General features: G+C 36.7%; 23 protein-coding genes and 1 tRNA gene. 16 read left to right on the forward strand and 8 right to left on the reverse strand.

The genetic code is table 11. From position 1 onward, the window contains the following. Positions 1–27 precede the first annotated feature (27 nt). Together PL_RS01445 and topA are read right to left on the reverse strand one after the other, a co-directional pair. Complete coding sequence (locus PL_RS01445) at positions 28–432, reverse strand: hypothetical protein (protein WP_041885019.1); 405 nt, start codon at positions 430–432, stop codon at positions 28–30. A gap of 3 nt (positions 433–435) precedes the next feature. Continuing rightward, positions 436–3,033, reverse strand: coding sequence for a type I DNA topoisomerase (gene topA, locus PL_RS01450; RefSeq protein ID WP_041885017.1), 2,598 nt, complete (start codon positions 3,031–3,033; stop codon positions 436–438). A gap of 226 nt (positions 3,034–3,259) precedes the next feature. On the opposite strand from topA, the gene PL_RS01455 reads away from it, so the two are divergent. From PL_RS01455 to PL_RS01465, 3 genes are all read left to right on the forward strand, one after another. Then, complete coding sequence (locus tag PL_RS01455) at positions 3,260–3,769, forward strand: glutathione peroxidase (RefSeq protein WP_041885016.1); 510 nt, start codon at positions 3,260–3,262, stop codon at positions 3,767–3,769. Positions 3,770–3,894: 125 nt separating this feature from the next. Then, positions 3,895–4,659, forward strand: a complete 765-nt coding sequence (locus PL_RS01460; protein WP_052496505.1) for a 5'-nucleotidase C-terminal domain-containing protein — start codon at positions 3,895–3,897, stop codon at positions 4,657–4,659. Further along, positions 4,646–5,578 (forward strand): bifunctional metallophosphatase/5'-nucleotidase, encoded by a 933-nt coding sequence (locus tag PL_RS01465; protein WP_087149101.1) that lies wholly within the window; start codon positions 4,646–4,648, stop codon positions 5,576–5,578. Before PL_RS01460 ends, PL_RS01465 begins: the two co-directional genes overlap by 14 nt. Before the next feature lie 5 nt (positions 5,579–5,583). Here the strand turns inward: PL_RS01465 and mnmA are convergent, their stop codons facing one another. Then, the gene (gene mnmA / locus PL_RS01470; RefSeq protein WP_041885013.1) at positions 5,584–6,675 is read right to left on the reverse strand and encodes a tRNA 2-thiouridine(34) synthase MnmA; all 1,092 of its coding nucleotides are present in this window, start codon (positions 6,673–6,675) and stop codon (positions 5,584–5,586) included. Between the two features lie 184 nt (positions 6,676–6,859). Here mnmA and PL_RS01475 point away from each other — a divergent pair, with 184 nt between their 5' ends. The 3 genes from PL_RS01475 (at position 6,860) to PL_RS01485 (ending at position 10,872) form a co-directional block, all read left to right on the forward strand. After that, the gene (locus PL_RS01475) at positions 6,860–9,142 is read left to right on the forward strand and encodes a GH92 family glycosyl hydrolase (RefSeq protein ID WP_041885011.1); all 2,283 of its coding nucleotides are present in this window, start codon (positions 6,860–6,862) and stop codon (positions 9,140–9,142) included. A 197-nt stretch (positions 9,143–9,339) separates the two neighbouring features. Continuing rightward, positions 9,340–9,412 (forward strand) — tRNA-Lys (locus tag PL_RS01480). Positions 9,413–9,657: 245 nt separating this feature from the next. Continuing rightward, on the forward strand, positions 9,658–10,872 hold the full coding sequence (locus PL_RS01485) for a site-specific integrase (RefSeq protein ID WP_348620830.1): 1,215 nt from the start codon (positions 9,658–9,660) through the stop codon (positions 10,870–10,872). 307 nt (positions 10,873–11,179) lie between these two features. On the opposite strand, the gene PL_RS01490 is transcribed toward PL_RS01485, so the two are convergent. Together PL_RS01490 and PL_RS01495 are read right to left on the reverse strand one after the other, a co-directional pair. After that, a complete protein-coding gene (locus PL_RS01490) occupies positions 11,180–11,503 on the reverse strand; it encodes a hypothetical protein (RefSeq protein WP_041885008.1) in 324 nt (107 codons plus the stop codon). Positions 11,504–11,511: 8 nt separating this feature from the next. Beyond that, complete coding sequence (locus tag PL_RS01495) at positions 11,512–11,769, reverse strand: helix-turn-helix domain-containing protein (protein ID WP_041885004.1); 258 nt, start codon at positions 11,767–11,769, stop codon at positions 11,512–11,514. An 898-nt stretch (positions 11,770–12,667) separates the two neighbouring features. Here PL_RS01495 and PL_RS01500 point away from each other — a divergent pair. From PL_RS01500 to PL_RS01535, 8 genes are all read left to right on the forward strand, one after another. After that, complete coding sequence (locus PL_RS01500; RefSeq protein WP_348620833.1) at positions 12,668–14,590, forward strand: AAA family ATPase; 1,923 nt, start codon at positions 12,668–12,670, stop codon at positions 14,588–14,590. 142 nt (positions 14,591–14,732) lie between these two features. Next, positions 14,733–15,650, forward strand: a complete 918-nt coding sequence (locus tag PL_RS01505; protein ID WP_348620835.1) for a DUF6602 domain-containing protein — start codon at positions 14,733–14,735, stop codon at positions 15,648–15,650. A gap of 362 nt (positions 15,651–16,012) precedes the next feature. Beyond that, positions 16,013–16,321: a hypothetical protein gene (locus PL_RS01510; protein WP_041887084.1), complete on the forward strand. Its 309-nt coding sequence runs from the start codon at positions 16,013–16,015 to the stop codon at positions 16,319–16,321. A 34-nt stretch (positions 16,322–16,355) separates the two neighbouring features. Beyond that, positions 16,356–17,198 (forward strand): AraC family transcriptional regulator, encoded by an 843-nt coding sequence (locus tag PL_RS01515; RefSeq protein ID WP_235324732.1) that lies wholly within the window; start codon positions 16,356–16,358, stop codon positions 17,196–17,198. A gap of 80 nt (positions 17,199–17,278) precedes the next feature. Further along, positions 17,279–18,403, forward strand: coding sequence for an agmatine deiminase family protein (locus tag PL_RS01520; RefSeq protein ID WP_052496633.1), 1,125 nt, complete (start codon positions 17,279–17,281; stop codon positions 18,401–18,403). Positions 18,404–18,451: 48 nt separating this feature from the next. Beyond that, on the forward strand, positions 18,452–18,712 hold the full coding sequence (locus PL_RS01525; protein WP_041887086.1) for a hypothetical protein: 261 nt from the start codon (positions 18,452–18,454) through the stop codon (positions 18,710–18,712). Between the two features lie 59 nt (positions 18,713–18,771). Further along, positions 18,772–19,167, forward strand: coding sequence for an immunity 22 family protein (locus PL_RS01530; protein WP_041887087.1), 396 nt, complete (start codon positions 18,772–18,774; stop codon positions 19,165–19,167). 116 nt (positions 19,168–19,283) lie between these two features. Beyond that, a complete protein-coding gene (locus tag PL_RS01535; RefSeq protein WP_041887089.1) occupies positions 19,284–19,730 on the forward strand; it encodes a DinB family protein in 447 nt (148 codons plus the stop codon). Between the two features lie 6 nt (positions 19,731–19,736). Here PL_RS01535 and PL_RS01540 read toward each other — a convergent pair whose 3' ends face one another. Further along, the gene (locus tag PL_RS01540; protein WP_041887091.1) at positions 19,737–20,108 is read right to left on the reverse strand and encodes a DUF2784 domain-containing protein; all 372 of its coding nucleotides are present in this window, start codon (positions 20,106–20,108) and stop codon (positions 19,737–19,739) included. 71 nt (positions 20,109–20,179) lie between these two features. Here PL_RS01540 and PL_RS01545 point away from each other — a divergent pair, with 71 nt between their 5' ends. Both PL_RS01545 and PL_RS01550 read left to right on the forward strand, forming a co-directional pair. Further along, entirely contained in the window at positions 20,180–21,154 is a 975-nt protein-coding gene (locus PL_RS01545) for a D-2-hydroxyacid dehydrogenase family protein (RefSeq protein WP_348620840.1), read from the forward strand. A gap of 36 nt (positions 21,155–21,190) precedes the next feature. After that, positions 21,191–22,096 carry a helix-turn-helix domain-containing protein gene (locus tag PL_RS01550; RefSeq protein ID WP_348620842.1) on the forward strand — a complete coding sequence of 302 codons (906 nt, stop codon included), beginning with the start codon at positions 21,191–21,193 and terminating at the stop codon, positions 22,094–22,096. A 232-nt stretch (positions 22,097–22,328) separates the two neighbouring features. On the opposite strand, the gene PL_RS01555 is transcribed toward PL_RS01550, so the two are convergent. After that, positions 22,329–23,744: an amidohydrolase family protein gene (locus PL_RS01555; protein ID WP_041885403.1), complete on the reverse strand. Its 1,416-nt coding sequence runs from the start codon at positions 23,742–23,744 to the stop codon at positions 22,329–22,331. Positions 23,745–23,762: 18 nt separating this feature from the next. Further along, entirely contained in the window at positions 23,763–24,359 is a 597-nt protein-coding gene (locus PL_RS01560; protein WP_235324627.1) for an ankyrin repeat domain-containing protein, read from the reverse strand. Between the last annotated feature and the right edge of the window lie 20 nt (positions 24,360–24,379).

Below are 24,379 nucleotides of genomic sequence, written 5' to 3' on the forward strand. Positions count from 1 at the left end.
ATTACAAAAAAAATATTGAACCTGAATTTATTTAATCATTACGCCAGGTTTATTAATCAGCGGGATTTTAATCAGGTTATCATCAACTATACTTTCAGGTAGAAAAATGAACTTCTTATCATATATGGTACCGTCGATATAATAACTTAACCAGTATTCATTTGTTAAACCGAAAACTTCTGTATCTATAGCTTCAACTCCTTTAAAAGAGTTGGCAGGTACATCACCTAAAAAATGGCGCAATATTGAGGTTTTTACTAATCTGCCATCTTTTTCACCATACCCTTTAGAGCTGATCAGCACGTTATCTATCTGTACATTTTTAAGGTTGATCAGGTAGACAGTCCAGTTTTTAATTTCCGGTGTTTCACTGATCAGCACAACTGCCATGGCCAGGTCTTCTACAATATTTTCCGGCAGGTCTTTCTTCATATTTTATTTCTTTTTAGCTGGGGCTTTTTTTCTGGCAGGAGCTTTAGCCGCTGCACTCTTTGTTCCGGCAGTTTTAGTGCCAGCTGCCTTTTTCTTCGTAGTCTTTGGCTCGAAAGCATTGGGAACCTGTTCAATAATTAATTTTTTTACATCCTCAAGCGAAAGTACGGCCAGGTCTTCCGGGGCGTATTTTTCTGAAGTGGCTGGATTTTTACCCAGTTTGAGCATATCTTTTCCAAAACGGATAAAAGGTCCCCATCTGCCATTTTCAATCGCTATTTTCTCTGCAGCCCACTGCTGAATAAATCTGTTGGCTTCTTTTTCTACTTTTTTGGTAATTAGCTCAGCAATATCATGATCAGCTAATGCATCAAAATTATAAGCTTTAGGTACATTAATGAAAAGATCATTCCACTTGATAAAAGGGCCGAAACGTCCGGTACCTTTAGTCACTGGTAATCCCTGATAGTGTGCTACGGGAGCATCAGCTGTGATTTTTTCTTCAATGATAACTATTGCACGGTTCTGATCAACAGTCAGCGGGTCTTCATTTTTAGGAATAGAGATATAGGTATCACCCCATTTCACATAGGGACCAAAACGGCCTACACCCACTGAAACTTCTTTATCTTTATAATTTTCCAGCTGGAAAGGTAGCCTGAACTGTTCTAAAGCATCTTCAAGGGTGACGGTACCAACTGACTGAGATTTCATCAGACTTGCATATCTTGGTTTCTCTTCATCGTCATTCTGACCAATTTGTACCAGAGGACCAAACTTACCTACCTTAGCATAAACATTTTTACCACTTACAGGGTCAATACCTAACAGACGTTCTCCGTTTGCGCGGTCTGCTGTTTCTGTAGTTACCTCAACTTCTTTATGGAAAGGGGTGTAAAAAGCATGAAGCATTTTTGTCCAGTTTTGTAAACCCTGGGCAATTTCATCAAATTCCTTTTCTACTTTAGCTGTAAAGTTGAAATCAACTATTCCTTTGAAATGTTCTACCAGGAAATCATTTACAACTTCACCTATATCGGTCGGAAACAGTTTGGATTTCTCTGCACCGGTAATTTCTGTTTTGATAGCTTTGGTTACCTGACCATTTTCAAGAATAATTGAACCGAAGGAACGTGAACGCCCATCGCGGTCTTCTTTGACTACATAACCACGATTCTGAATCGTTGAAATTGTAGGTGCATAGGTTGATGGTCGGCCGATACCCAGTTCTTCGAGTTTTTTAACCAGACTTGCTTCTGTATATCTTGCTGGTGGACGCGAGAAACGTTCTGTCGCAGACATTACATTTAAAGTCAGCTCCTGTCCATTAGCTAATGGGGGCAGAATGTTCTCGTTATCCTGATCTTCAGCATCATCATCATCACTGGATTCCAGATAAACTTTAAGGAAACCATCAAATTTCATGACCTCACCTTCCGCAACCAGATTTTCACTGCGTGTACTTACTGCAATCTGTGCTGTGGTTTTTTCAAACAGGGCTTCGCTCATTTGAGAAGCAATAGCACGTTTCCATATAAGCTCATACAGCCTTTGCTCTGAACTATCTCCGGTTACGGTATGCTGATCAAAGTAAGTAGGGCGGATAGCCTCATGTGCTTCCTGTGCGCCTGCAGACTTGGTTTTATAGGTCCTTGGGTGATGATATTTATGTCCGTAAGCAGAATTGATCTCATTTGCTGCAGCCGTTAAAGCTGTTTCAGATAAGTTTACCGAATCTGTTCTCATGTAAGTGATCTTACCACTTTCATATAAACGTTGTGCAACCTGCATGGTACGGGAAACAGGGAATCCCAGTTTGCGGGATGCTTCCTGTTGTAAAGTCGAGGTTGTAAAAGGGGCAGCAGGGTTACGTTTAGCAGGTTTTGTTTCCAGGCTACTGATTTTGAAACCAGCATTGATACAGTCGCGTACAAATTTCTCTGCATCTGCTTCCTGATCAAATCGCTGAGGCAATTCTGCTTTTACAAATTCTCTTGCTTTTCCTGTGCTGAATTTCGCTGTGATTTTATAGGCAGCGGCAGCATTAAACTTGTTTACTTCACGTTCTCTATCTACAATAAGGCGTACTGCTACAGATTGTACACGACCAGCAGATAACGAGGGTTTAACTTTTTTCCATAATACCGGAGAAAGTTCGAAACCTACCAGACGATCTAGTACACGTCTTGCCTGTTGTGCATTAACCAGGTTATAATCAATTGTTCTTGGAGACTCAATTGCTTTTAATATTGCCGGTTTGGTAATCTCATGGAAAACAATACGTTTTGTTTTGTTTTCTTTCAATCCCAGCGTCTCATATAAGTGCCAGGAAATTGCTTCCCCTTCACGGTCCTCATCGGAAGCGAGCCATACCATCTCGGCATCCTTTGCTAATTTCTTAAGTTCAGCGACCACCTGCTTTTTATCAGCGGGTACTTCATAGGTTTGGGCGAAATTATTGTTCGTATCGATTCCCATATCTCCTTTAACAAGGTCGCGGATGTGTCCGTAACTCGATTTAACAAGGAAATCTTTACCCAAATACCCTTCTATTGTTTTCGCTTTTGCAGGTGATTCAACTATTAATAAATTTTTGGCCATTTAGAAGGTTTTTCTGCAAATAAAACTATAAATAAGCCTAAAATCAAAATTCTACCAAGAATAAATATCAAAAAGAATAATTTGGACGTTGAAATTATTGCTCATTTCTTAAATCCGGATGCTTTAATTCAGCGTATTATGGATTGGAATCGATTAAGTTTACCTTCTTATTATATACGTGTAAAAAATTTGTCCCTATATTCGTTATAACATAAATTTTAAAACTATGAATACCCTACTTATTTTATTCAGTTTGTTATTTACCCCACCACAAAGTATCTATGATTTTACCTTTAAAACAATTGATGGTAAAGAGATTAAGCTTGCAAAGTTTAAGGGTAAAAAAATTCTTATTGTAAATACAGCTTCAAAATGTGGTTATACGCCGCAATATGAAGACCTGGAGAAATTGCACCAGAAATATGGTAAGGAAGTTGTCCTTATTGGTTTTCCGGCTGGTAATTTTGGTGGACAGGAACTGGCTACCAATTCAGAGATCCAGGATTTCTGCAAAAAGAATTTTGGTGTTACTTTTTTATTAAGTGAAAAAGTAAGTGTAAAGGGAAATGACATTAACCCGATCTTCAAATATCTAACTTCGGCCAGTAATGCTGATTTTACGGGAGACATTAAATGGAATTTTGAAAAGTTCCTGATTAACGAGAAGGGTGAACTGGTTCACCGTTTCCGTTCTAAGGTTACTCCAATGAGTGCTGAACTGACTAAAAACCTGTAACAATTACTATACAAAGCCCCAGAGGGTTGTTCTAGTGACGTGAAGAGAAATTCCTTAACAGGGATTTCTTTTTTTTTTAACCGAATTGTGTTGGTTTGGGTTACATTTGCAACATAATAACAACTATGTACAATTCAGTTCCGCTCAGGGCAGCAAGTTTCATCCTGGGGTCTTTCTTTTTATATTCCTGCAGCAGCAATTATCAGGTGGTTAAATCAAACCGTACGGAGTATGCGGTAAACAGTAAAGTTGCTCCAGACAGCTCTGTTATCCATACTTATTTGCCGTATAAACTAAAGCTTGATTCACAAATGAATCAGATTTTGGGTTATTCAGCAAATGAAATCACCAAGAAAATGGTGGGCGGAGAATCTACTCTGGGAAACTTTATGAGTGACGCTGTTTTGTCTGAAGCCCGAAAAAAATATCCACAAATTGATTTCACCATACCAAGTCCAAATGGTGGCTTACGAAATGATCTGCCTTTAGGAGCCATTACATTATCCAACGTTTTTGAATTGATGCCATTTGAAAATGAGTTAATCGTTTTTGAGCTCAAAGGGACAGCGGTTCAGGGTTTACTCGATTATATTGCCCGTAGTGAAGGACAGCCTGTAGGCGGCTTAACCATGAAAATTGAAGCTGGCAAAGCTGAAGAGGTCATGATCAATGGTCAGCCATTTGATACGGCTAAAAATTACCATGTACTTACTTCTGATTATATCGCAGGCGGAGCTGACGGAATTACATGTTTTAAAAATCCGGTAGCTGTTCAGGTACTTGGCCTTAAAATACGTGATGCCTTAATTATGTATATCAAAGAAAACCAGGAAAAAGGAAAAAAGATCAATTCAAAATTAGATGGGAGGATGTCCAATGATAAATCGTAGGAAGTTTATAAAAACAGGTAGTATAGCAGCAGTTGCCACAGCATTAAGTATAGATTCATTAGATGCTATGGCAAATGGAGCATTAAAACAACTGACCATTTTGCATACCAATGATGTACATAGTCAGATTGAACCTTTTCCCATGAACGGATCCAGGAATCAGGGGCTTGGCGGGGTTGCCCGCAGAGCTGCATTGATTAAGAAAATCAGATCTGAGCAACCCAATGTTCTTTTGCTGGATGCAGGTGATATCTTTCAGGGGACGCCTTATTTTAATCTTTATGGCGGAGAACTTGAAATTAAACTGATGAGTGAGATGGGATATGATGCAGCAACGATGGGAAATCATGATTTCGATAATGGTCTGGAAGGTTTTTATAAACAACTTCCACATGCAAATTTTCCAATTCTGATTAGTAATTACGATTTCTCAGATACGGTCATGCATAAATCTACGCAGTCTTATAAGATCTTTAACAAGGCTGGTTTGAAGATTGGTGTCTTCGGTATAGGAATTGAACTGAAGGGGCTGGTAGGAGAGAAGAATTATGGAAATACCATTTATCAGGACCCTGTATCAAAAGCAAATGAGGTGGCTGGTTTGCTTAAAAAAGAGCTGCATTGTGATTTGATTATTTGTCTTTCTCACCTGGGTTATAAGTATTCAGATAACAAGGTTTCTGATCAGACTTTAGCACAGAATAATGATCATATAGATTTAATCATTGGTGGACATACACATACTTTTCTAGCTAAACCTCAGGATGTTAAAAATAGAGCAGGGAGGATAACTACAATTAACCAGGTAGGTTTTGCAGGAATAAACTTAGGCCGTATAGATTATTATTTTGAATCATACAGAGGGAAGAAATTATTAACTTCTTCACCCTATATGATTTCGGATCAGCTGGATAGCTAAATTATTTAGACAAGGAAACCGCCTCCTAAAAGGTCGTTTCCTTCATAGAAAACTGCAGACTGACCAGGAGCTATAGCAGATACATTGTGGTCAAATACCACACGCATTTTATCTTTTTCCTGTACAATGGTACTTAACATACCAGCGTCTTTATAACGTATTTTGGTAATCACATTATCCATTGGTTCTAAAATATTTTCATATTTGATCAGGTTAATATTACGTACCATTGCTTCACTTCTTTCCAATTCTTCTGCTCTTCCAAGCATTACTGTGTTACTTTCCGGAAGAATCTGGGTAACAAACATAGGTTCGCCAAAAGCAATTCCCAGGCCTTTACGCTGTCCGATTGTATAGAAAGGATAACCTTTATGCTGTCCGACAATCATTCCATCACTTGTGATAAAATTTCCGCCTGCAACACGTTCTTCCAAATCTCCTACCTTATGTTTCAGAAACGAACGGTAATCATTTTCCGGAACGAAACAGATTTCGTAGCTCTCACTCTTTTTTGCCAGTTCTTCCTGTCCCATATCCAATGCCATCTGTCTGATATCGGCTTTGGCAAAAGATCCTAGTGGAAATTGTGTACGGGCAAGATTTTCCTGAGAAACACCCCATAAAACATAAGACTGATCTTTATTTTCATCCAGTCCTTTGGAAATTACATGCCTGCCATTTTCATGTTGTCTGACATTTGCATAATGCCCAGTAGCGATAAATTCACAATCCAGTTTATTTGCACGTTTTAACAAAGCTTCCCATTTGATATGGGTATTGCAAAGCACACAAGGATTAGGTGTACGGCCTGCAAGGTACTCGTCAACAAAATTATCAATTACATAATCACCAAATTCTTCTCTGATGTCTAATATATAATGTGGAAAGCCATAATTTACTGCTAAAGTACGGGCATCATTGATGCTGTCTAAACTACAGCATCCGGTTTCTTTACTATTACTTCCGGAAGTAGCATAGTCCCAGGTCTTCATCGTTAAACCAATAACTTCATACCCTTGTTCGTGTAACATTACTGCTGCTACTGAACTATCTACACCGCCACTCATGGCTACCAGAATTCTACCCCTTTTACTCATTGTATTTTAATATGATACAAAAATAACTGATTTTAGTTAAAGATTCATTTTTTAAGCAGTCAGATCCTTGTAAAAAGGTAATTTACAATTGAAATTAAACATTATAGCTTCTTCCTTACGGCGCTTAATAAGATATATGTGATATATTAGAGCGCTAGATAAACAAACCAAAACCGACTATTCAATGAAGAAACTTTTATTTTACAGTGTTTTATTTATTCCTTTTATCGCCAGTGCGCAGCAAGATCTTGCTAAATACGTAAAGCCAATTATAGGAACGCAAAAAATGGGGCATACTTATCCCGGTGCTGTAGTTCCTTTTGGGGCTGTGCAGTTAAGCCCGGAGACAGATACGCTTTCTTATGAGCTTAATGGTAAATACAATGGTGATGTTTATAAATATTGTGCAGGTTACCGTTACGAAGACAAGACAATTGTTGGATTCAGCCATACGCATTTCAGTGGCTCCGGGCATTCTGATCTCGGGGATTTCCTGATTATGCCAACGCAAGGGAAATTACAGTTAAATCCGGGTGTTGCTTCTGATCCCAAAGGAGGTTTTCGTTCTGCCTTTTCTCATCAGAATGAAGTAGCAGAAGCAGGATATTACAAAGTGAAACTTGATGATGACCAGATTCTGGCAGAATTGACTGCCTCAAAAAGAGTAGGGATGCATCAGTATACTTTTCCTAAATCTGATCAGTCGCATATTATTCTTGATCTGATGTCCGGAATTTATAATTATGAAGACAAAAACGTATGGACTTATGTACGGGTGGTTAATGATTCATTAGTGACTGGCTATCGTCAGACCAATGGCTGGGCAAGAACCAGAACAGTATATTTTGCAATGTCTTTTTCTAAACCTTTTGTGAAATACGGGCAGAGAAACTATGACCGTAAACAGGCTTATAAGGGGTTCTGGGGCAAATTCGATCAGACAAAAAACTTTCCTGAGATAGCTGGAAAACAATTGAGGATGTATTTTGATTTTAAGACCCAGGATCAGGAGAGGGTGAAGATAAAATTCGCGCTTTCGCCGGTAAGCCAGGAAAATGCACTGGAAAATATGCGTGCTGAAATACCGGGCTGGAATTTTGAACAAGTTAAGGAACAGGCTAAGCAGGAGTGGAACAAAGAGTTAAATAAAATTACTGTTAACACTTCTGAAGACGATAAGGTTAATTTTTATACTGCAATGTACCATGCCTTTATTAATCCAACAGTTTATACAGATATAAATGGTCAGTATAAAGGGCTTGATCAGGGGATACATGAGGCTAAGGGATTTACAAATTATACTACATTCTCGTTATGGGATACTTACCGGGCTTTACATCCTTTCTTTAACCTGATTCAGCCATCAAGGAATAATGATATGGTTAAATCTATGATGGCGCATTATAATCAGAGTACATTGAAAATGTTGCCGGTCTGGTCACATTATGCTAATGATAACTGGTGTATGAGTGGATATCACAGCGTATCTGTAGTTGCTGATGCGATTATTAAAGGAGTTTACGATGGCGATCCTGAAGCAGCACTGGCGGCTTGCATAACAACTTCTAACCGCAAGGATTATGAAGGAATAGGAGATTATATCGATAAAGGCTTTATTCCAGCAGAAAAAAGTGGTGTATCTATTTCTAATACGCTAGAGTATGCTTATGACGATTGGTGTATTGCACAGCTTGCCAAAAAACTAAATAAGGAGGATATTTATCAGGAATATATTAAACGCTCTGGAAACTGGGAGAATAATTTTGATGCTTCTACCGGATTTATGCGGGCTAAAATGGCCGATGGTACATTTCAGAAAAAATTTGATGTAATGAGTACTCATGGACAGGGTTTTATTGAAGGTAATTCATGGAACTATAGTTTTTTTGTCCCTCAAAATCCTAAACTGTTGATTGAACGGATGGGAGGGAAACAGAAATTTGCAAAGAGATTGGATTCTTTGTTCACGATGCATTTGCCTGATGAGTTTTTTGCAGAAACTGAAGATATTACCAGAGAGGGGATAGTAGGTGGGTATGTACATGGTAATGAGCCTGCGCATCATGTCGCTTATTTATACAACTGGACTGATCAGCCCTGGAAAACTCAGTCAAGAATCAGAATGATCTTAAAAATGCAATACAAGAATGCTCCGGATGGTTTAGGTGGAAATGATGACTGCGGACAAATGAGTGCGTGGTATCTGTTTTCTTCTCTGGGTTTTTATCCTGTAGCACCTGGTTCTGATGAATACTCGGTGGGTAGTCCGGCTGTGAAATCAGCAATAGTGAAGCTGGAAAATGGGAAGATATTTACTATTGACGCAATTAATCAGAGTGATAAAAATGTGTATGTGGAAAAGGTTTTACTCAATGGCAAAGCGATTACAACGCATACAATCAGACATGCTGATATTACCAAAGGAGGAAAGCTAACATTTTATATGAGTAGTAAAGCGACTAAATAGAGTTTATTCTCTGATTCAGACAGGGCAGATTAGGATTTTTCTGCCCTGTTTTATATTAAAAATAGTTGCTCACCTATATGATTTAAATTAATTCGACTGAAAAACAGTGTATTGTCTATTTAAGGGCATTTTATTTCTATTCTGATTTGTATCTTAATATTTAATTTCTACCTTTGCAGTCCTTCAAAAAAGGAAATGATTCCGTAGCTCAGCTGGTAGAGCATTACACTTTTAATGTAGTGGTCCTGGGTTCGAATCCCAGCGGGATCACAAGATTCAAAATCAAAACGTACAAAAGGCTGTTAATCGCATGATTAACGGCCTTTTTACTTTTACGGGGGTACCAAAACTTGCATCAATTCTCATATAAAAAGTGAGCGATTCGGTGAGTCATTTGGAAAATTCACCCTACTCACCGAATAGCACATATTCAACTACTGAACAGGTAGTTACAAACTGAACATCTTGTAAGCGTTAAACTGCAAAGCTATTTTTGTTTCACCCTTAATCATTGAATGATGAAAACGAACTTTAGCCTGCTTTTCTATCTGAAAAAGCAAAAGAACTACATCAGTGGCAACAGCCCTATTTACATGAGAATTACGGTTGACGGTAAACGTTCAGAAATCGCGACCAGCAGGGATTGTAACCCAAACCGTTGGAGTAAGCGTTCCAGCCGACTAATCGGAACTAAAGAAGATGTTAAAATGCTTAATTCCTATCTGGATCAACTGCAAAGTTCCGTTTATCAGGCACATCAGGAGTTGGTAAGTTTCGGTATCGGAATAACTTCCGAAGCCATTAAATACAGATATCTAGGTAAAATGGATGGCTCGCACACCTTACTGGAGGCTGTTAAAGATCATAATGAAAAGATGCAGTCCTTGGTGGGTAAAGGTTACGTACAGGGTACATTGAACCGTTATAAGGTCTTAGAAAAACACTTATCAGCTTTTATGCTTTCAAAATACGAAGTGGTGGACATGGATATTAAAAGAGTAGATCAAGCCTTTCTGAATGACTTTGATTATTATTTAAGATCGAATAAAGACTGTGAGAATAACTATGTGGTTAAGAATGTCAAGAACTTAGGAAAGATCCTGCGCATCGGTTTGGAAAACGGTTGGGTAGAAAAGGATCATTTTCTAGGCTATAAAGGCAAGACCAAGAATGTTGACCGCTATTATCTCAATCAAGAGGAACTCGAACAGATCGCCGGAAAAGAGTTCCTATCTGAAAGATTAAGGCAGGTTCGTGACGTGTTTGTTTTTTGCTGTTTTACCGGACTGGCTTACGTAGATGTGTTTAAATTGAAACAGGAGCATATCCAGAAGGGAAATGACGGGGAACGCTGGATATTCACCAACAGGCAAAAGACAAAAACCAGGTCTGCAATTCCCCTACTGCCTACAGCAGTTAAAATTATGGATCGTTATGCAACAAATAAGGTCTGCGTAAATAAAGGGAATCTACTTCCTGTTCCCAGCAACCAAAAGCTTAACGAGTACCTGAAAGAGATTGCGGATCTCTGCGGGATTGACAAGAAACTGACCTCCCACATTGCCCGCCATACTTTTGCAACCACCGTAACACTTTTAAATGGTGTACCGATTGAAAGCGTATCCAAGATGCTTGGCCATACCAATATCAGAACGACCCAACACTATGCTAAAATATTGGATATTAAGGTTGGTGCCGATATGGCTTTATTAAAGGAAAAGTATCACTAGGCACTCATAATATTGGTTGATCTGTCGCCAAATTCTTCATGCTTTTTTTGAGTTCTTGAGGGGCTTTTAGAAAACCCAAGTTGCGCAGGGTTTTTCTCTCCTTTATTTATTCTAGCCTTTTGGGGCTAGGATAAATAAAGGCAAGGGAGTTTTTGGGTACCCAAAAACACAACTTGCCGGTTACAAAACAAACAGATTTTGTAACCGGATGTGAGGTCTAGAAGCAGATTCCTGTATCGGCTAGGCAGAACTAAGCTACTAGTCTGCTTAGCCAGCCTATCACTTAGCTACCTAATCAGCATTACACTTAAACACTTTGGTTACTAACTTTAGTTGTTAATTCAAGACTTACAATCTCTTTCTGTAAATCTGAAGGAATATTTTGCCATATAGTTTTTTCAGTCAAGACCAATTGACAACCACATTCATCTTTAGCCACTTTAATAATGTGCTTATACCAATCAAGGTATGTCCATTCTCTTGACTTTGGTGAGTAAAGAAAAAGTCCCTCATTGTCCCAATGCACTTCTGTCGCTGTTCTATAAATTTCCGTAAAACGCACTGTGTTTGGCTTTAGATAGAGCCTACCCTTGTTGTCTATACCTATTGCTAATATCGGATCTATTACCATTATAGATTCTATGCTGTTGGATGATCATAATCTTCATTAAAAAATTCAGTTAAGCTTACTCCAAAACAGTTCAGAATATTAATCAAAGTACCAATAGTTATATTCGCACTCCCCGCCTCATACTTGCCATATTGGGAACGATTTAGATTATGTTCATAAGAAAACTTATCTGGACTGGTATAACCCTTTGATTTCCTAAGACTTTTAAGTCTTAATCCTATTTTCTTTAGCTCGTTTTCACTTGTTAAAAGATCGCTGTTTGCCATGAAATAAAGTAAAGCAAATACTCCACATCAATACACTCCATAAAAAGAGTATTTTTATTTAGAGCATAGACTTTATATCGTTACCTTAGGGTATTAAACAAATAAAAATGTAAATAAACTATTATTAAAACACTTAGAGTCTTGCGGTTGCATTATCTGAAGCCGTAGCGCAAGACAGCAGAATACCTAACCTATTTACTAATATGCTATATTAGCGTATTCCTAAAATAGGTGCGGGACTGCTGTACACTTGTGATACGTAAGGCTTCAGAAACTTTTATGCAACCACGAGATGCAGTTCCGCACCTATTTCTGCATCTCCAAGCTACCAGAAAGCACACAAGATATCCCGTATGAAAAAGTCATTCTGATGGAAAAACTATTTGACCTTCCACAAGGGACACTAGCCTACCAGCATCCGGAAATTGAGAGTTTAAAAAGTATACTGATCGATGATTGAACCATTGCCTTTACTTCAAGCCCACGGTCTTTTCCGTAAACACCCCTGCAAAAACTGCGCGGTGGGAAAGTCTTTTGCAAAAACTCCTTTCTTTTTTCCCTTCTTAAATAAAACATCCAGACAGATAGGATTCCAACCAGAACCCTTTATTCCATGCTCTATCACCTCACTGTAGGCTAAAGAATCCTCGGGGGATTCTTACAATCCTGTTTGCAACGCATACAGGGATAGAATAGGGCTACTGCCCAATTCCTGCTTGCTAATTTAATTCGACCTGCAATACATTGCACTAATACCTACTGATATTCAAACCATTTTCAATCTCCATTACTGAAAAGACGTAACTATTTTCAGCTTAGCATTGAAAACTAAAAAAATTCGCTCAATGATAAAAAGTTCTATATTCGTATCATTACGAAATAAAACTTAAACAAATTAATGATAATTGGCGTACTCATTCGAAACTTCAAAACTTATTCTGGAATAAATTATATACCATTAACTTTCGGCCAGTCCTTTTGTGGATTAGTAGGTAATAATGGTATTGGCAAAAGCTCTGTGCTTGAAGCATTGGACAGTTTTTTTAATGTTAAATCGTGGAATTACAACGTTGTAACTAAAAAAAGTGGTTTTCCAATAACTAGGCCTCATATTGTGCCTCTATTTGCTATATCAATCAATGACATTGGATCTGAAAATTCGGAAATTGCAAAAAAGTTAAGCGATTACATCTGGGACTTAGAAGATGCTGATATTATTTCACAAAATAGACCGCATTTTAAAATATTTTCGGATCAGTTAGAAATTATAAAAAGAGATAAATCAAAAGAAGATACACTAATATTACCATTAGGATTATCGTATGATAATGTTCCTAATCTAAGTATATTTAATACAAAGAAACTAGGTGAACTTTTCGTTGACGATTTTGATCGAACCCTCCAAATAGTACAAGATTCAGATCTACAGCAATTTTCGCCTTTAGTGAATGAGCTTAAGAATTTAATTGAGTATATCTATATCCCCAAAGACATAGACCCAGAAAGTTTTACTCAACTAGAGACAAAAGAAATTCAATCTTTAATGGGCGAAACCTTGAATGATATAGTTGAAAAATGTGTTCCACAATCTAAGATTCAAGAAATAAACAGTAATCTAAATGGTTTTATTGATAATTTATCTTCTATTTTAGATGAGTATTCATTTAGAACAGGAGGAGAACGTCAAGTTAATCTTAGAAAAAATGACGTATATAAACTAATCATTGAGGCATATTTTAAAATACGTAAACTCCATAAAAAACAAGGGACTCATTGGCTTGAAATGGCTTACTTGAGTTCTGGAGAAAAACAAAAAGCAATTATTGAGATAGCATATCAATTTTTGAAAAATTATAGAAATAACACCGAAAAGATAGTTCTTGCAATAGATGAACCTGAGTCATCTTTACACATGTCAGCTTGTTATGATCAATTTAATAAATTATATGAAGTTAGCTTACTTTGTAAACAATTACTTTTCACAACACATTGGTATGGCTTTATTCCGACTATTGAAAGTGGAAACGTTAGCATCATTTCTAGAAAAGAGGATCAGCACATATTTGATTTAATCAGTGTAAATAGTTACCGGGAATCAGTAAAGCAATCATTAAAGGATTCAAAAGGAAAACTACCTTTCGACATTAGACTAAAAAGCATAAATGATTTTATTCAATCTATTATAACTAGTATACTAAGTGATGAGCCTTATAATTGGTTAATCTGTGAAGGCTCTTCAGAGAAAATATATTTTGAGAAGTATTTTGCAGATATTAAACAAGAAAAAAAACTAAGGATAATCCCAGTTGGGGGTGCTTCTGAAATTAAACGAATTTACAATAACTTGCAAGTTGCTTATGAAGATTTCAAAAAAGATATTCAAGGGAAAGTCATATTAATTTCTGATACCGATTCACAAATAGTACAATATCCCATCAAAGGAGAATTAAATAACTTATTATGTTTTCGAATAGTTAATGATGAGAAAACAAGAAAAACGACTCTGGTTCAAGTAGATAGAAATCCAGTTTCTCCAAAAACAGAGATTGAAGATACTTTAAATGGAAAACTCTTTTATGATACTTTAATAGAGTTTGAGGTAGATAATCCTGAACTAACAACTGTTTTAACTGATATTAATAATCCTTCAGAGGAACCAACATTCTTTTCTCTTGATTTATCACCAAGCAAATCAAAAATTTTAGATGATTTTTTCAATAAAGGAAATAACAAATTTGAGTTTGCAAATAAATATATATTGAAACTAGATGACACTTATAAAGTGCCTGAATGGATCGATGAAATTAAAAAAATGTACTAAAAAGATCTTAGTATTAGAATTTTATTAGTACCCAATGATCAAACTGTAAAAATTCAAGACGAATTCAAGTTAATTATTAAGAATAATAAGTTCATCAAAACTTTGGCCCTATAATAAAATGAGACTTAACTAAAGTAAAAAAATGGAAGAACTACAATTTCAAATGCCTGCGCAAGGTTGGAGCCAATTTTTGATAGCAAGAAAAAAAATGCTAGATGAATTCGACAGGGCCAAAACTCTTAGTAAAAAGCATATTGTTCAAACTTCCCATGGAAATGTTGCCGAAGCAGAATTCAGAAAATGGTTAGGTAATTTTTTGCCAAAAAAATATGGTGTGACTTCTGGTTATATAATTTCTACGGGGATATCCGATCTTGAAAACACACCTCATTTTGACGTAATAATCTATGAGCACTTAGAGGCTCCGATTTTATGGATAGAAGAAAGTCCAGATAATTCAAAACAAGGAAGTTCATTAGCAATACCCGCAGAATATGTAAAGGCGGTTATAGAGGTGAAATCATCATTTGCAAGGTCTACCGTTAAAAGTGGAATAGAACATCTAAGGGAACTAAGTAAAATAATGAGTGGAATTGATGCCCCTGATGAACGATACAAAAAATATTTGCCTAGAGACTTCTTTTGTAGTCTCGTTTTTTTTGAGTTAAGGAAAGAGAACGAGTTCGACAAAGGAGCAATAAATATGATGGTTGATGGATATAGTCTTCGTGGGTATTCAGGAGGGGTTATTTTAAGAGGTTCTGGACATTCTAAAGACAATACAGGACACATAAGTCTTTTAAATTCTCAACAACCAATTATCTCGTCGTTAGAAAAGCCCGAAAGGTCATTACTTGGACCCTTTACACTTTCAGATACTATTAAAATAGATGAAAATTCATATTTTGGTGCGATGTTAGATTGGGCTGAACCCAATTTTTCAAAATTTGCTTTCGATTTAGTGGCATTGCTTAACGGAACCTTTGAATCAGGTAGAATATCGAGCTTTCATGCATTAGGTACAACAGAATGGGCCGATGCAAAAAAAAATAAAATATAACTACTCAATTTTCTCTCAAAATAGTTTTTCAAATTTTAGATATATTTAGTAAAACAGATACTTATCCATTCTGAAAATTTATTATGTTTACAACATAGCATTTACAGCAAAAACGTACAAATAAAAGGTGAGCGATTCGGTTAGTACCAATTCCAAAACCTCCCAGATAATGAATAAACCGTGATTTTCACCCTAGGTTCGAATCCCAGCGGGATCACAGAGAATAGTAACAAAACTATGTAAAAGCATGCAATCATATGATTGCATGCTTTTTTCGTTTAGGGAATGTCCCAAAATATGTGTTAAGTCACATAAAACAAGTCTGTGCCAGACTACATTTGAACCAAAAATTTGCGGATGATATGCTGAAATGGCAGAATGCATTAAACAAAAATGTATTGCTTAATCCTGACGAGACCAGAAAGGTATTCAGCAGATATAAATTGAATAATAGAGCAGAATTTGCTTATGGTTATGGCTGGCATATTAAAGAAATAAATAAGATACCTGTCAGGGAGCACGGTGGTAGTATATTTGATTTTAAAACAATGGGAGTTTATATTCCTGATATCTATGTTCTGGGATTGAGTAACTGCGATTGTCACTCCCCAACGCAAATAACAAGAGATATTGCAGTAGTGGCTCTTGAAGGATTAGAGAAACGCAAATAAAAAGGATATGTTTACTGCGTTAATATTGACCGGTATGGAAATAAGAAAAGAGACTTCTGCAAATCTGAATTGTGTTTACAATACGATAAGTCTTATAGAAAAAAACTATGATCAGGTTATTTCCATCAGAGAGCTGGAGAATGTATCCAATTATTCTTACAGGAATATTCAAAGAATATTTAAATATACCTGTGGAGAGACCATTGGTGCATATCAGAAACGCCTTAAAGTAGAAAATGCATATAAAATGCTCCTTTATACCACTGAGAATATTACTTCCATAGCATTAAAGGTCGGTTTTTCCAATCTGGCTTCATTTTCAAAAGCATTTAAACAACATTTTAATATTGCTCCAAAAGATGCTAAATTTCAAAAGGAGCCTCTGCTCGCCAAAGCTGAGATTTTTCCAATTGAAGCGAAGCAGCTTTTAAAACCGGAAATTGTTTACGTCCGCCCTTTTACAATTTATTACAAGAGCGCGTTTATAAGCTATATAGACGAAGAAATTGAATCACTGTGGGAGAGGTTTATGGAGAATGAGTTTCCAGTGTATGGAAATGAATTTTACGGTATTGTAGCGGATGAACCTTTGATAAGAGAGAACCTTAGCTGCAGATATGACACCTGTTCCACTATGCAGATAAAGGAAGGGAAACTACCTTCTAAAACGATAGGAGGAGGTAGGTATGCGCAGTTCGTACATTACGGAGAGTATCAAACGATCGAAGATACTTACAGTAAGATCTACGCTGGCTGGATTTTAAACACAGCGCTTGAATTCGGGCATTCGCCAGTTATCGAAAAGTATATGATGCATCCAGGTAATACAAGTTCTCCTGAAGAACAGGTTACTTATATATGGTTGCCTCTGGGTTAGAATTAAGATTGTCAATTTTGGACAATAATCTGTGTTGAGGTCCATATAGTTTTGCGCTATCAAAATCTTACAAATTTATTATGTTCAAAATGACAATCGCGTTAATGATTTTATCGACCATTTTTTTTTCCTGTGCAAAAGAAGGGGCTGATATTGCTCCTGGCTCTACTGCAGACACCACTAAATTGTATACAATGCCTGAAGAATCCAGTCCTCATGAAGGTACCTGGTTACAATGGCCGCATGAATACCAATATGGTAAAACCTTCCGCAATCGTTTGGATAATACCTGGATTGCGATGACCAAAGCGCTGATACAGGGTGAAAAAGTGCATCTCATCGTTTATGATCAGACTGAAAGGGAAAGAGTGACCAGTCTCTTAAAAACAGAAAATATTCCACTAGATAATGTAGATTTTACGATCAGCCCGACAGATGATGTATGGGTACGTGACAATGGGCCTATATTTGTAAGAGACAAAAATGGACACTTACTTATTGAGGATTGGGGATTTAATGGTTGGGGTAGAAAAGCAGATTATGAGAACTGTAATCAAATACCTGCGAAACTAGCTAACGATCGTAATCTTAAGAAAATAGACCTTAATGGCATAATGATCAACGAAGGAGGTAGTGTTGAAATTGATGGCAAAGGAACTTTTATGGCTTGTAAAAGTTCAATATTAAATGAAAACAGGAATCCTGGTATGACACAAGCTCAGGCAGAGGCTATATTTATCAGATATCTTGGAGTTACAAAGTTTATCTGGCTGGATGGAAAGGCAGGGCTTGAAATTACAGATATGCATATAGATGGATTTGCAAGGTTCGTGAATAGCTCTGCGATCATTACTATGTCTGAAGAAGATATGTTGTACTGGCAGGTGCCTCAAAAAGATATCAGTACACTATATGGTGCAACGAATAAGAATGCAGAACCCTATAACTTTGTGAAAGTACCACTTACCCGGAATGATGTAGTTACGACATACGGCAAAAATGTTGGGAAAGGGTCATATATCAATTATTACATTGCCAACAATACAGTGCTGGTGCCTAACTATAATGACCCAAATGATACTGTTGCCAACAATATTATTCAGAAGCTGTATCCAGGCCGAAAAGTCATCGGCATTGACTGTCGTAATTTATTTGCTAATGGCGGAATGGTTCATTGCGTAACACAACAGCAACCAAAACAATAACTGAGTTTATGCCTCAAATTGTATCTTAGCAGAAATATAACCAGTCTCATGAAAATTAAACTATTTCTTTTATTGTTTTTATCATTGGGAGTGGTGGCTGTTAATGCTCAGACTTATAGTATCTCCAAAACAGTAAACATTTTTGGAGATACTATTCATACGTATAAAGACCGTAGCGGAAAAAATATTGCCATGGTCACACGTTCCACTGATATTTTTGGCAACAGTGTCACTTCTGTTAATAGTGCTGAAGATCCTGAATCAGTAAAATTATTAATCAAATTGTTACTGGGATCGGGGGATTATTGAAGAGAAAATATGAGTACCCAACTGAAATGAACTATCATTAAATAAATAATAATCATAAAATGGCACAGCAAAGCATACATGTGTGGGCAGGCACCTCAGATAAAACAGAAGAACAATTCTATAAATATTTTGATCAGTCGAAATTTCAGAAAGACAATTCAGATTCAAATCTTCGTAGTCAATTTGGTAAAGACCTGGATCTTCAGGATGTTTATGATGAAGACTGGATCACTATTTACTACAGCAGAAAAAAGATCAGTATTCAGATGGCTATAGAAGAACTTCCTGTATGGGATGATCAGATTGAAGTAGGAATCTATCAGGCTTGTGTAGGAAAGGGACTTTCAACAGTAAACGCTATATTCTGTTATGCAGATGATAACTTATCAATGGATAAACCACTGAAAAGTTATAATAATCTGATATATATTGGCTGTTTTAATAATCCGCTTTAAATATCTTGTCCTGAACAACGCCTTAAAATGTCAGGAGCGCACCCGGTTGGCTTCAAATATTGATAATACATTAGCTTATGCTTAATGTATGGCATTTTTATTTATAATATAAAAATATGAAAACGATATTTGACAGCGTAACAAGAGAAAAACTAATAGACAGAATCAATACACTTAATGAGGATAGTAAAGCGCGATGGGGTAAAATGAATGTCTATCAGATGTTGAAACATTGTACAGTTTACGAAGAAATGATGTTAGGCAGGAATGTCTACGGACGAATGTTTTTAGGCCGGCTATTTGGTAAGATGGCTTTGAAGGAATTTACACAGGATGAAACTCCTATCAAACAAAATGTTCCCACGCTTGCTGAACTTAAAATAAAAGAGCTTCACGGTGATGTGTTAGCTGAGAAGAAAAAATGGATTGCTTTACTGCAGGAACATGCTGATTCTTCAGCTATCGAAATTGTACACTCTTTTTTTGGAAAACTGACAAGAGAACAGGTTGGTTGTCTCGTTTATAAGCATACTGATCATCATTTAAGGCAGTTCAATAGTTAATGTTCATTAATTAGGCAGTCTTTTTTTTATAAAGTTTACATAAACTGTCATCATAATGGCAGCGGCGAAACTAATCGCAGTTATTGCATCTATAAATGATGAAGAGACTTTTTGACCGGATATTTTATCTGCATAGTATTTAACAAAAGAATTGGGCAGATCTGTCTCACCCAATTTTTCTTTAATCTGCCATTGCCAATCTGTAACAGGACAATAACCTATACCATACCAGATACCGAGGATCAGCCAGCAGCTTAAAGTAAGTGCAACAACCAGGAGATGGGCTTTTCTTGTTGCGGGCCATATCCAGCCAAACAGATTGAACCCAATAATGATCAGGTGTAACAGTGTGAATAACCAATCCAGTAAAATCATCATTGCAATTTATGATTCATTTTTAATTATGCCCATTATATAAATTTCGCTTAAATTGTGCAAAAAATACATTGATGAAGATAGCTGTTTTAGATGATTATCAGAATATCATTAAGGACCTGGAGTGTTTTAGCCTGTTAGACGGACAGGAGGTTTTAATTTTGAATGAAACAGAAAAAGACAAAACATTACTTTCCGAAAAACTAAAGGGTATAGAAATACTGGTACTTACTCGGGAGAGAACGATTGTCGACAGTGAATTGCTCTCTAAACTGCCAGATTTGAAATTAATCAGCCAGACAGGTAAAATATCGAATCATCTGGATATAGATGCCTGTACAGAACATAAAGTTGCTGTTGCAGAAGGAGTAGGATCTCCTGTTGCACCTGCCGAATTAGCCTGGATCTTAATTATGAATACTGTAAGACAGATTCCTGAAGCAATCGAAGCGATGAAAAATGGGAAATGGCAGGTAAATATCGGTTCAAGTATTAATGGGAAAACTATTGGAATCTGGGGTTATGGTAAGATTGGAAAAAAAGTAGCAGGTTACGCAAAGGTTTTCGGAGCTAATGTACTGGTTTGGGGAAGCGAAGAGTCAAGAAATCAGGCTGTAAACGATGGTTTTAGAAGCGCTGCTACAAAAGAGGAGTTTTTTAGTACGACCGATGTGGTTACTCTTCACCTTCGTTTAAATGATCTTACTACAGAGATTGTAAAAGAAACTGACCTAAACAGGATGAAGACATCTTCAGTATTGATTAATACAGCAAGAGCAGAATTAATTGAAAAAGGAGCTCTGTTGAAATGTCTTGGAAAGGGCAGGCCGGGGTTTGCCGGTATAGATGTCTATGAAGAAGAGCCCATTTATAGTCCGGATTACGAGTTGCTTAAAATGTCTAATGTTTTGTGTACACCACATTTAGGTTATGTAGAAAAAAATGGATATGAATTATATTTCAGTAAAGCATTCGAAAATGTGATGAGTTATATCAACGGAAATCCAGTGAATATAGCAAATCCAGAAATTTTAGATCAGAGATTTTAATTATCTTTGTTCTTTGAAATATTCAATCCATTTGTTATGTCTTCAGTAGAAACCCTTGGTGAGTTTTATAAAAGAACAAATCAGATTATTCCGTCAGATTTATTAAATTCAAGTGGAAACTCAAGTCATTTTAATGTTCAGCCCAGATGTTATTGTAATAAGGTCACGCCCTATAACAGAAGAGATCATTATAAAATATGTCTGACTATAGGAGATGGCAGGTTACACTTTGCAAATAAAGTCATAGAAATAGATCAGCCTGCCCTTGTTTTTTCAAATCCTTCCGTTCCATATTCATGGGAATCCACTGCTGATAATCAGGAGGGTTTTTTATGTTTGTTTAACGATTCGTTTATCTCCGCAGAACTAAAAAAGGGGCTGGAGCTGACCTGTCCTTTATTTAATCCTGTACTTGATCCGGTTTGTTTTTTGAATAAAGAGCAGGCCGAATTGGTTAGTGGGTATTATCAGCAGATGACTGATGAATTAAAAAGCGATTATGAATACAAATTTGAGGTAATCAGAAGTCTGCTTAAGTTGATTATACACCAGGGAATCAAGATTCAGGCTGATTATAACATCATCTCTCAAAAAGATCTTTCAGATAGGATTACGCCAATGTTTATGGAATTGCTCGAACGTCAGTTTCCCGTTGATTCTCCGGGGAACCCACTGAAGATAAAGACTGCTTCTGAATTTGCAAGTCAATTGAATATTCATGTTAACCACCTGAATTATGTGATAAAATCACACACAGGGAAGACCACAACACAAATGATCAGTAACAGAATTGTTGATGAGGCAAAAACTCTTTTAAAGAATACGGATTGGGACGTAGCCGAAATTGGTTATTGTCTTGGGTTTGACTATCCTGCTCATTTTAATAATTACTTCAAAAAACATACTGGAATTACGCCGTCAATCTTCAAATACAATTCATAGTTGTTATTTGATTTACGTAATCTTTTCTTTGAAAATTAAAATTCGTTTCTGTATCTGTCAACAAGTAATTTTAATAATTTAAAAGCCTCAATCCTGAGGCTTTTAAATTAAAACTAAGATACAAGGATGGCGTTAACTTATTAGTCTTTAACCTTATACTACAAATTTATAAAGATAGAAAGATATATATGGTAGTGGAAATACCTGATATCACTACGTAGAATTACCTGTTTTACTGATTCATAGCTTTAATATCTTCCAGCATTCTATCCAGTTTTTTCCGATCCAGAATTTGTCCTTTCGCAATAACAGCGTTAATCTTTTGGGTTGCACTGATATGCTGTAATGGATTTTCATCTAATACAAGAATGTCGGCCTTTTTTCCTGCGGTTATACTCCCATAGTTCTTTTGATTCAGAAATTCCGGAGAATTAATAACAGAGGCCTGAAGTGCCTGTAAAGGAGTCAGGCCATACTTAACAAATAATTCCAATTCCTGATGTAAACCAATGCCAGGGTAATCAAATGAATTTAAATACCCGGCATCTGTTCCTGCCAGAATTTTTACGCCTGCTTTTTGTAAAAGAGGTAAAACGGAAGCAGATTTTTCAAACAGCTGGTGTCTGAATTCAATAGCTGCCGGATTATCCTTAGCTGCGCGTTCTATTCTCCATATATAGGTTTTACGAATCCCTTTGCCAATATATTGCAGATATGGATCGTTTTTATGATCATCCTGATCCAGATAAGCAATAGTACGGCTGATAGATAAAGTAGGGGTTAGTGACATGCCATGTCTGGTCATATTCCGGTAGGCCTTAAGTGCTGTAGCCTCGTCAAAATCAGCGATGATTTTCTGATTAACAGCAGCTCCTTTTAAAGTTCCTGAAGAGATTTCATCAGATATTTGCTGCTCATCTTTAGTTCCCGCTTTTAAAGCATAGCCAATATGTTCAACAGCACTTAGTCCGGCATCCGCTACCTGATTCATGGTTAAGGAAGAAGGGATATGTGCCGAAACTTTAAAACCTCTGGCACGTGCCATTTTTACAGCCTCAAGAAACAAAGCTGGTTTTAAGGTATTATCAGTGATTTTAACAAAGTCAACTTTGAGCTTTTGCAGGGAATCAAGTGCGAGTTTAACTTCCTCAGTTGTGCCAACTTCGATATCACCTAGCCAAATTGATTGATAACCTTCAATTTTAGGGCCTGAAGTAAAAATGGTGGGGCCTTGTAAAGTTCCCTTTGAAATTTCATCTCTCCACTGTAATACACTGTTACTTAAATCAGCTGAAGCATCCCGAACTGTTGTAATTCCATGAGCAAGGAAAAGAGGAAGGAGGTTTTTGTTTTCCCTGATCAGTGAATCTCCTCCTCCAAAATGCATATGCATATCCCAAAGCCCGGGAATGATAAACTTTCCTGCAGCATTATACTGTTGTCTGGCATTATATCGGGCAGCTTTCTTTAGATCAATAATGGTAAGAATACTATCATTGCGGATAATTATTGCTTTTCCTGAGGATACTTTTCCATTTTTAACGTCAATAATATTTCCATCAGTAATCATCAGATCGACCTGTGTTCTCTGTGCGAAAGCAATAGATCCTGTCCATAATAGAAGTATTGTAGTGAATAATCTTTTCATAAAAACAATAGGTTGGTTTTAATGAGCCCCGGCTTTTTTTAACAGCAGAACTATGGGTTCGAATTTTTTGTTTTTTGCATGGGTCAGAGGAGTTACACCTTCCTTATCAGCAAGATTTACATTACAGCCAGCATTAATCAGCATCGCTACAATTTCTACCTGTTTGCTGTTGCCATTATTAAGAATAATGGCCTCCAATAGGGCAGTCCAACCTAATTTATTAATATGATCTATAGGGAATTTCTCATCCTTGAGGAGTTCAGCAACAACAGTAGTGTGTCCTCTTTCACAGGCAGGTATTAATGCTGTACCATAATATCTGTTAAATACAGTATAGTCTGCACCTGCCTTTATACATAATTTTAATATATCAAGATATCCAGATGCACCAGCATATAAAAAAGAACTATTCAGCATTTTGTCCTGGGCATTCACATCAGCACCAGCCTCAATGAGCAGTTTAGCCATCTCCGTCTGATTTGCATAGGTAGCCGTAATTAGTGGAGTTTCACCTTTGTCATTACGGATTTCAAGGTCGGGTTGTTCAGCAATCCACTGTTTTAGCAGATTAATTTCATTTAAGCTAATAATTTTAAAAACTGTTAATTTTTCCATATTCTTTTCCTGAGCACATG

Origin of the sequence: Pedobacter lusitanus, from assembly GCF_040026395.1 — a bacterium.
GTDB classification, from domain to species: Bacteria; Bacteroidota; Bacteroidia; order Sphingobacteriales; family Sphingobacteriaceae; genus Pedobacter; species Pedobacter lusitanus.

Coding starts and splice junctions, on each gene's coding strand:
- PL_RS01445 (WP_041885019.1), bottom strand. CDS start 432: ATGAAGAAAGACCTGCCGGAAAATATTGTAGAAGACCTGGCCATGGCA.
- topA (WP_041885017.1), bottom strand. CDS start 3,033: ATGGCCAAAAATTTATTAATAGTTGAATCACCTGCAAAAGCGAAAACA.
- PL_RS01455 (WP_041885016.1), top strand. CDS start 3,260: ATGAATACCCTACTTATTTTATTCAGTTTGTTATTTACCCCACCACAA.
- PL_RS01505 (WP_348620835.1), top strand. CDS start 14,733: ATGGAAGAACTACAATTTCAAATGCCTGCGCAAGGTTGGAGCCAATTT.
- PL_RS01495 (WP_041885004.1), bottom strand. CDS start 11,769: ATGGCAAACAGCGATCTTTTAACAAGTGAAAACGAGCTAAAGAAAATA.
- PL_RS01520 (WP_052496633.1), top strand. CDS start 17,279: ATGTTCAAAATGACAATCGCGTTAATGATTTTATCGACCATTTTTTTT.
- PL_RS01560 (WP_235324627.1), bottom strand. CDS start 24,359: ATGGAAAAATTAACAGTTTTTAAAATTATTAGCTTAAATGAAATTAAT.
- PL_RS01555 (WP_041885403.1), bottom strand. CDS start 23,744: ATGAAAAGATTATTCACTACAATACTTCTATTATGGACAGGATCTATT.
- PL_RS01510 (WP_041887084.1), top strand. CDS start 16,013: ATGCTGAAATGGCAGAATGCATTAAACAAAAATGTATTGCTTAATCCT.
- PL_RS01465 (WP_087149101.1), top strand. CDS start 4,646: ATGATAAATCGTAGGAAGTTTATAAAAACAGGTAGTATAGCAGCAGTT.
- PL_RS01500 (WP_348620833.1), top strand. CDS start 12,668: ATGATAATTGGCGTACTCATTCGAAACTTCAAAACTTATTCTGGAATA.
- PL_RS01540 (WP_041887091.1), bottom strand. CDS start 20,108: ATGATGATTTTACTGGATTGGTTATTCACACTGTTACACCTGATCATT.
- PL_RS01550 (WP_348620842.1), top strand. CDS start 21,191: ATGTCTTCAGTAGAAACCCTTGGTGAGTTTTATAAAAGAACAAATCAG.
- PL_RS01515 (WP_235324732.1), top strand. CDS start 16,356: ATGGAAATAAGAAAAGAGACTTCTGCAAATCTGAATTGTGTTTACAAT.
- PL_RS01525 (WP_041887086.1), top strand. CDS start 18,452: ATGAAAATTAAACTATTTCTTTTATTGTTTTTATCATTGGGAGTGGTG.
- PL_RS01530 (WP_041887087.1), top strand. CDS start 18,772: ATGGCACAGCAAAGCATACATGTGTGGGCAGGCACCTCAGATAAAACA.
- PL_RS01545 (WP_348620840.1), top strand. CDS start 20,180: ATGAAGATAGCTGTTTTAGATGATTATCAGAATATCATTAAGGACCTG.
- PL_RS01485 (WP_348620830.1), top strand. CDS start 9,658: ATGATGAAAACGAACTTTAGCCTGCTTTTCTATCTGAAAAAGCAAAAG.
- PL_RS01490 (WP_041885008.1), bottom strand. CDS start 11,503: ATGGTAATAGATCCGATATTAGCAATAGGTATAGACAACAAGGGTAGG.
- PL_RS01460 (WP_052496505.1), top strand. CDS start 3,895: ATGTACAATTCAGTTCCGCTCAGGGCAGCAAGTTTCATCCTGGGGTCT.
- mnmA (WP_041885013.1), bottom strand. CDS start 6,675: ATGAGTAAAAGGGGTAGAATTCTGGTAGCCATGAGTGGCGGTGTAGAT.
- PL_RS01535 (WP_041887089.1), top strand. CDS start 19,284: ATGAAAACGATATTTGACAGCGTAACAAGAGAAAAACTAATAGACAGA.
- PL_RS01475 (WP_041885011.1), top strand. CDS start 6,860: ATGAAGAAACTTTTATTTTACAGTGTTTTATTTATTCCTTTTATCGCC.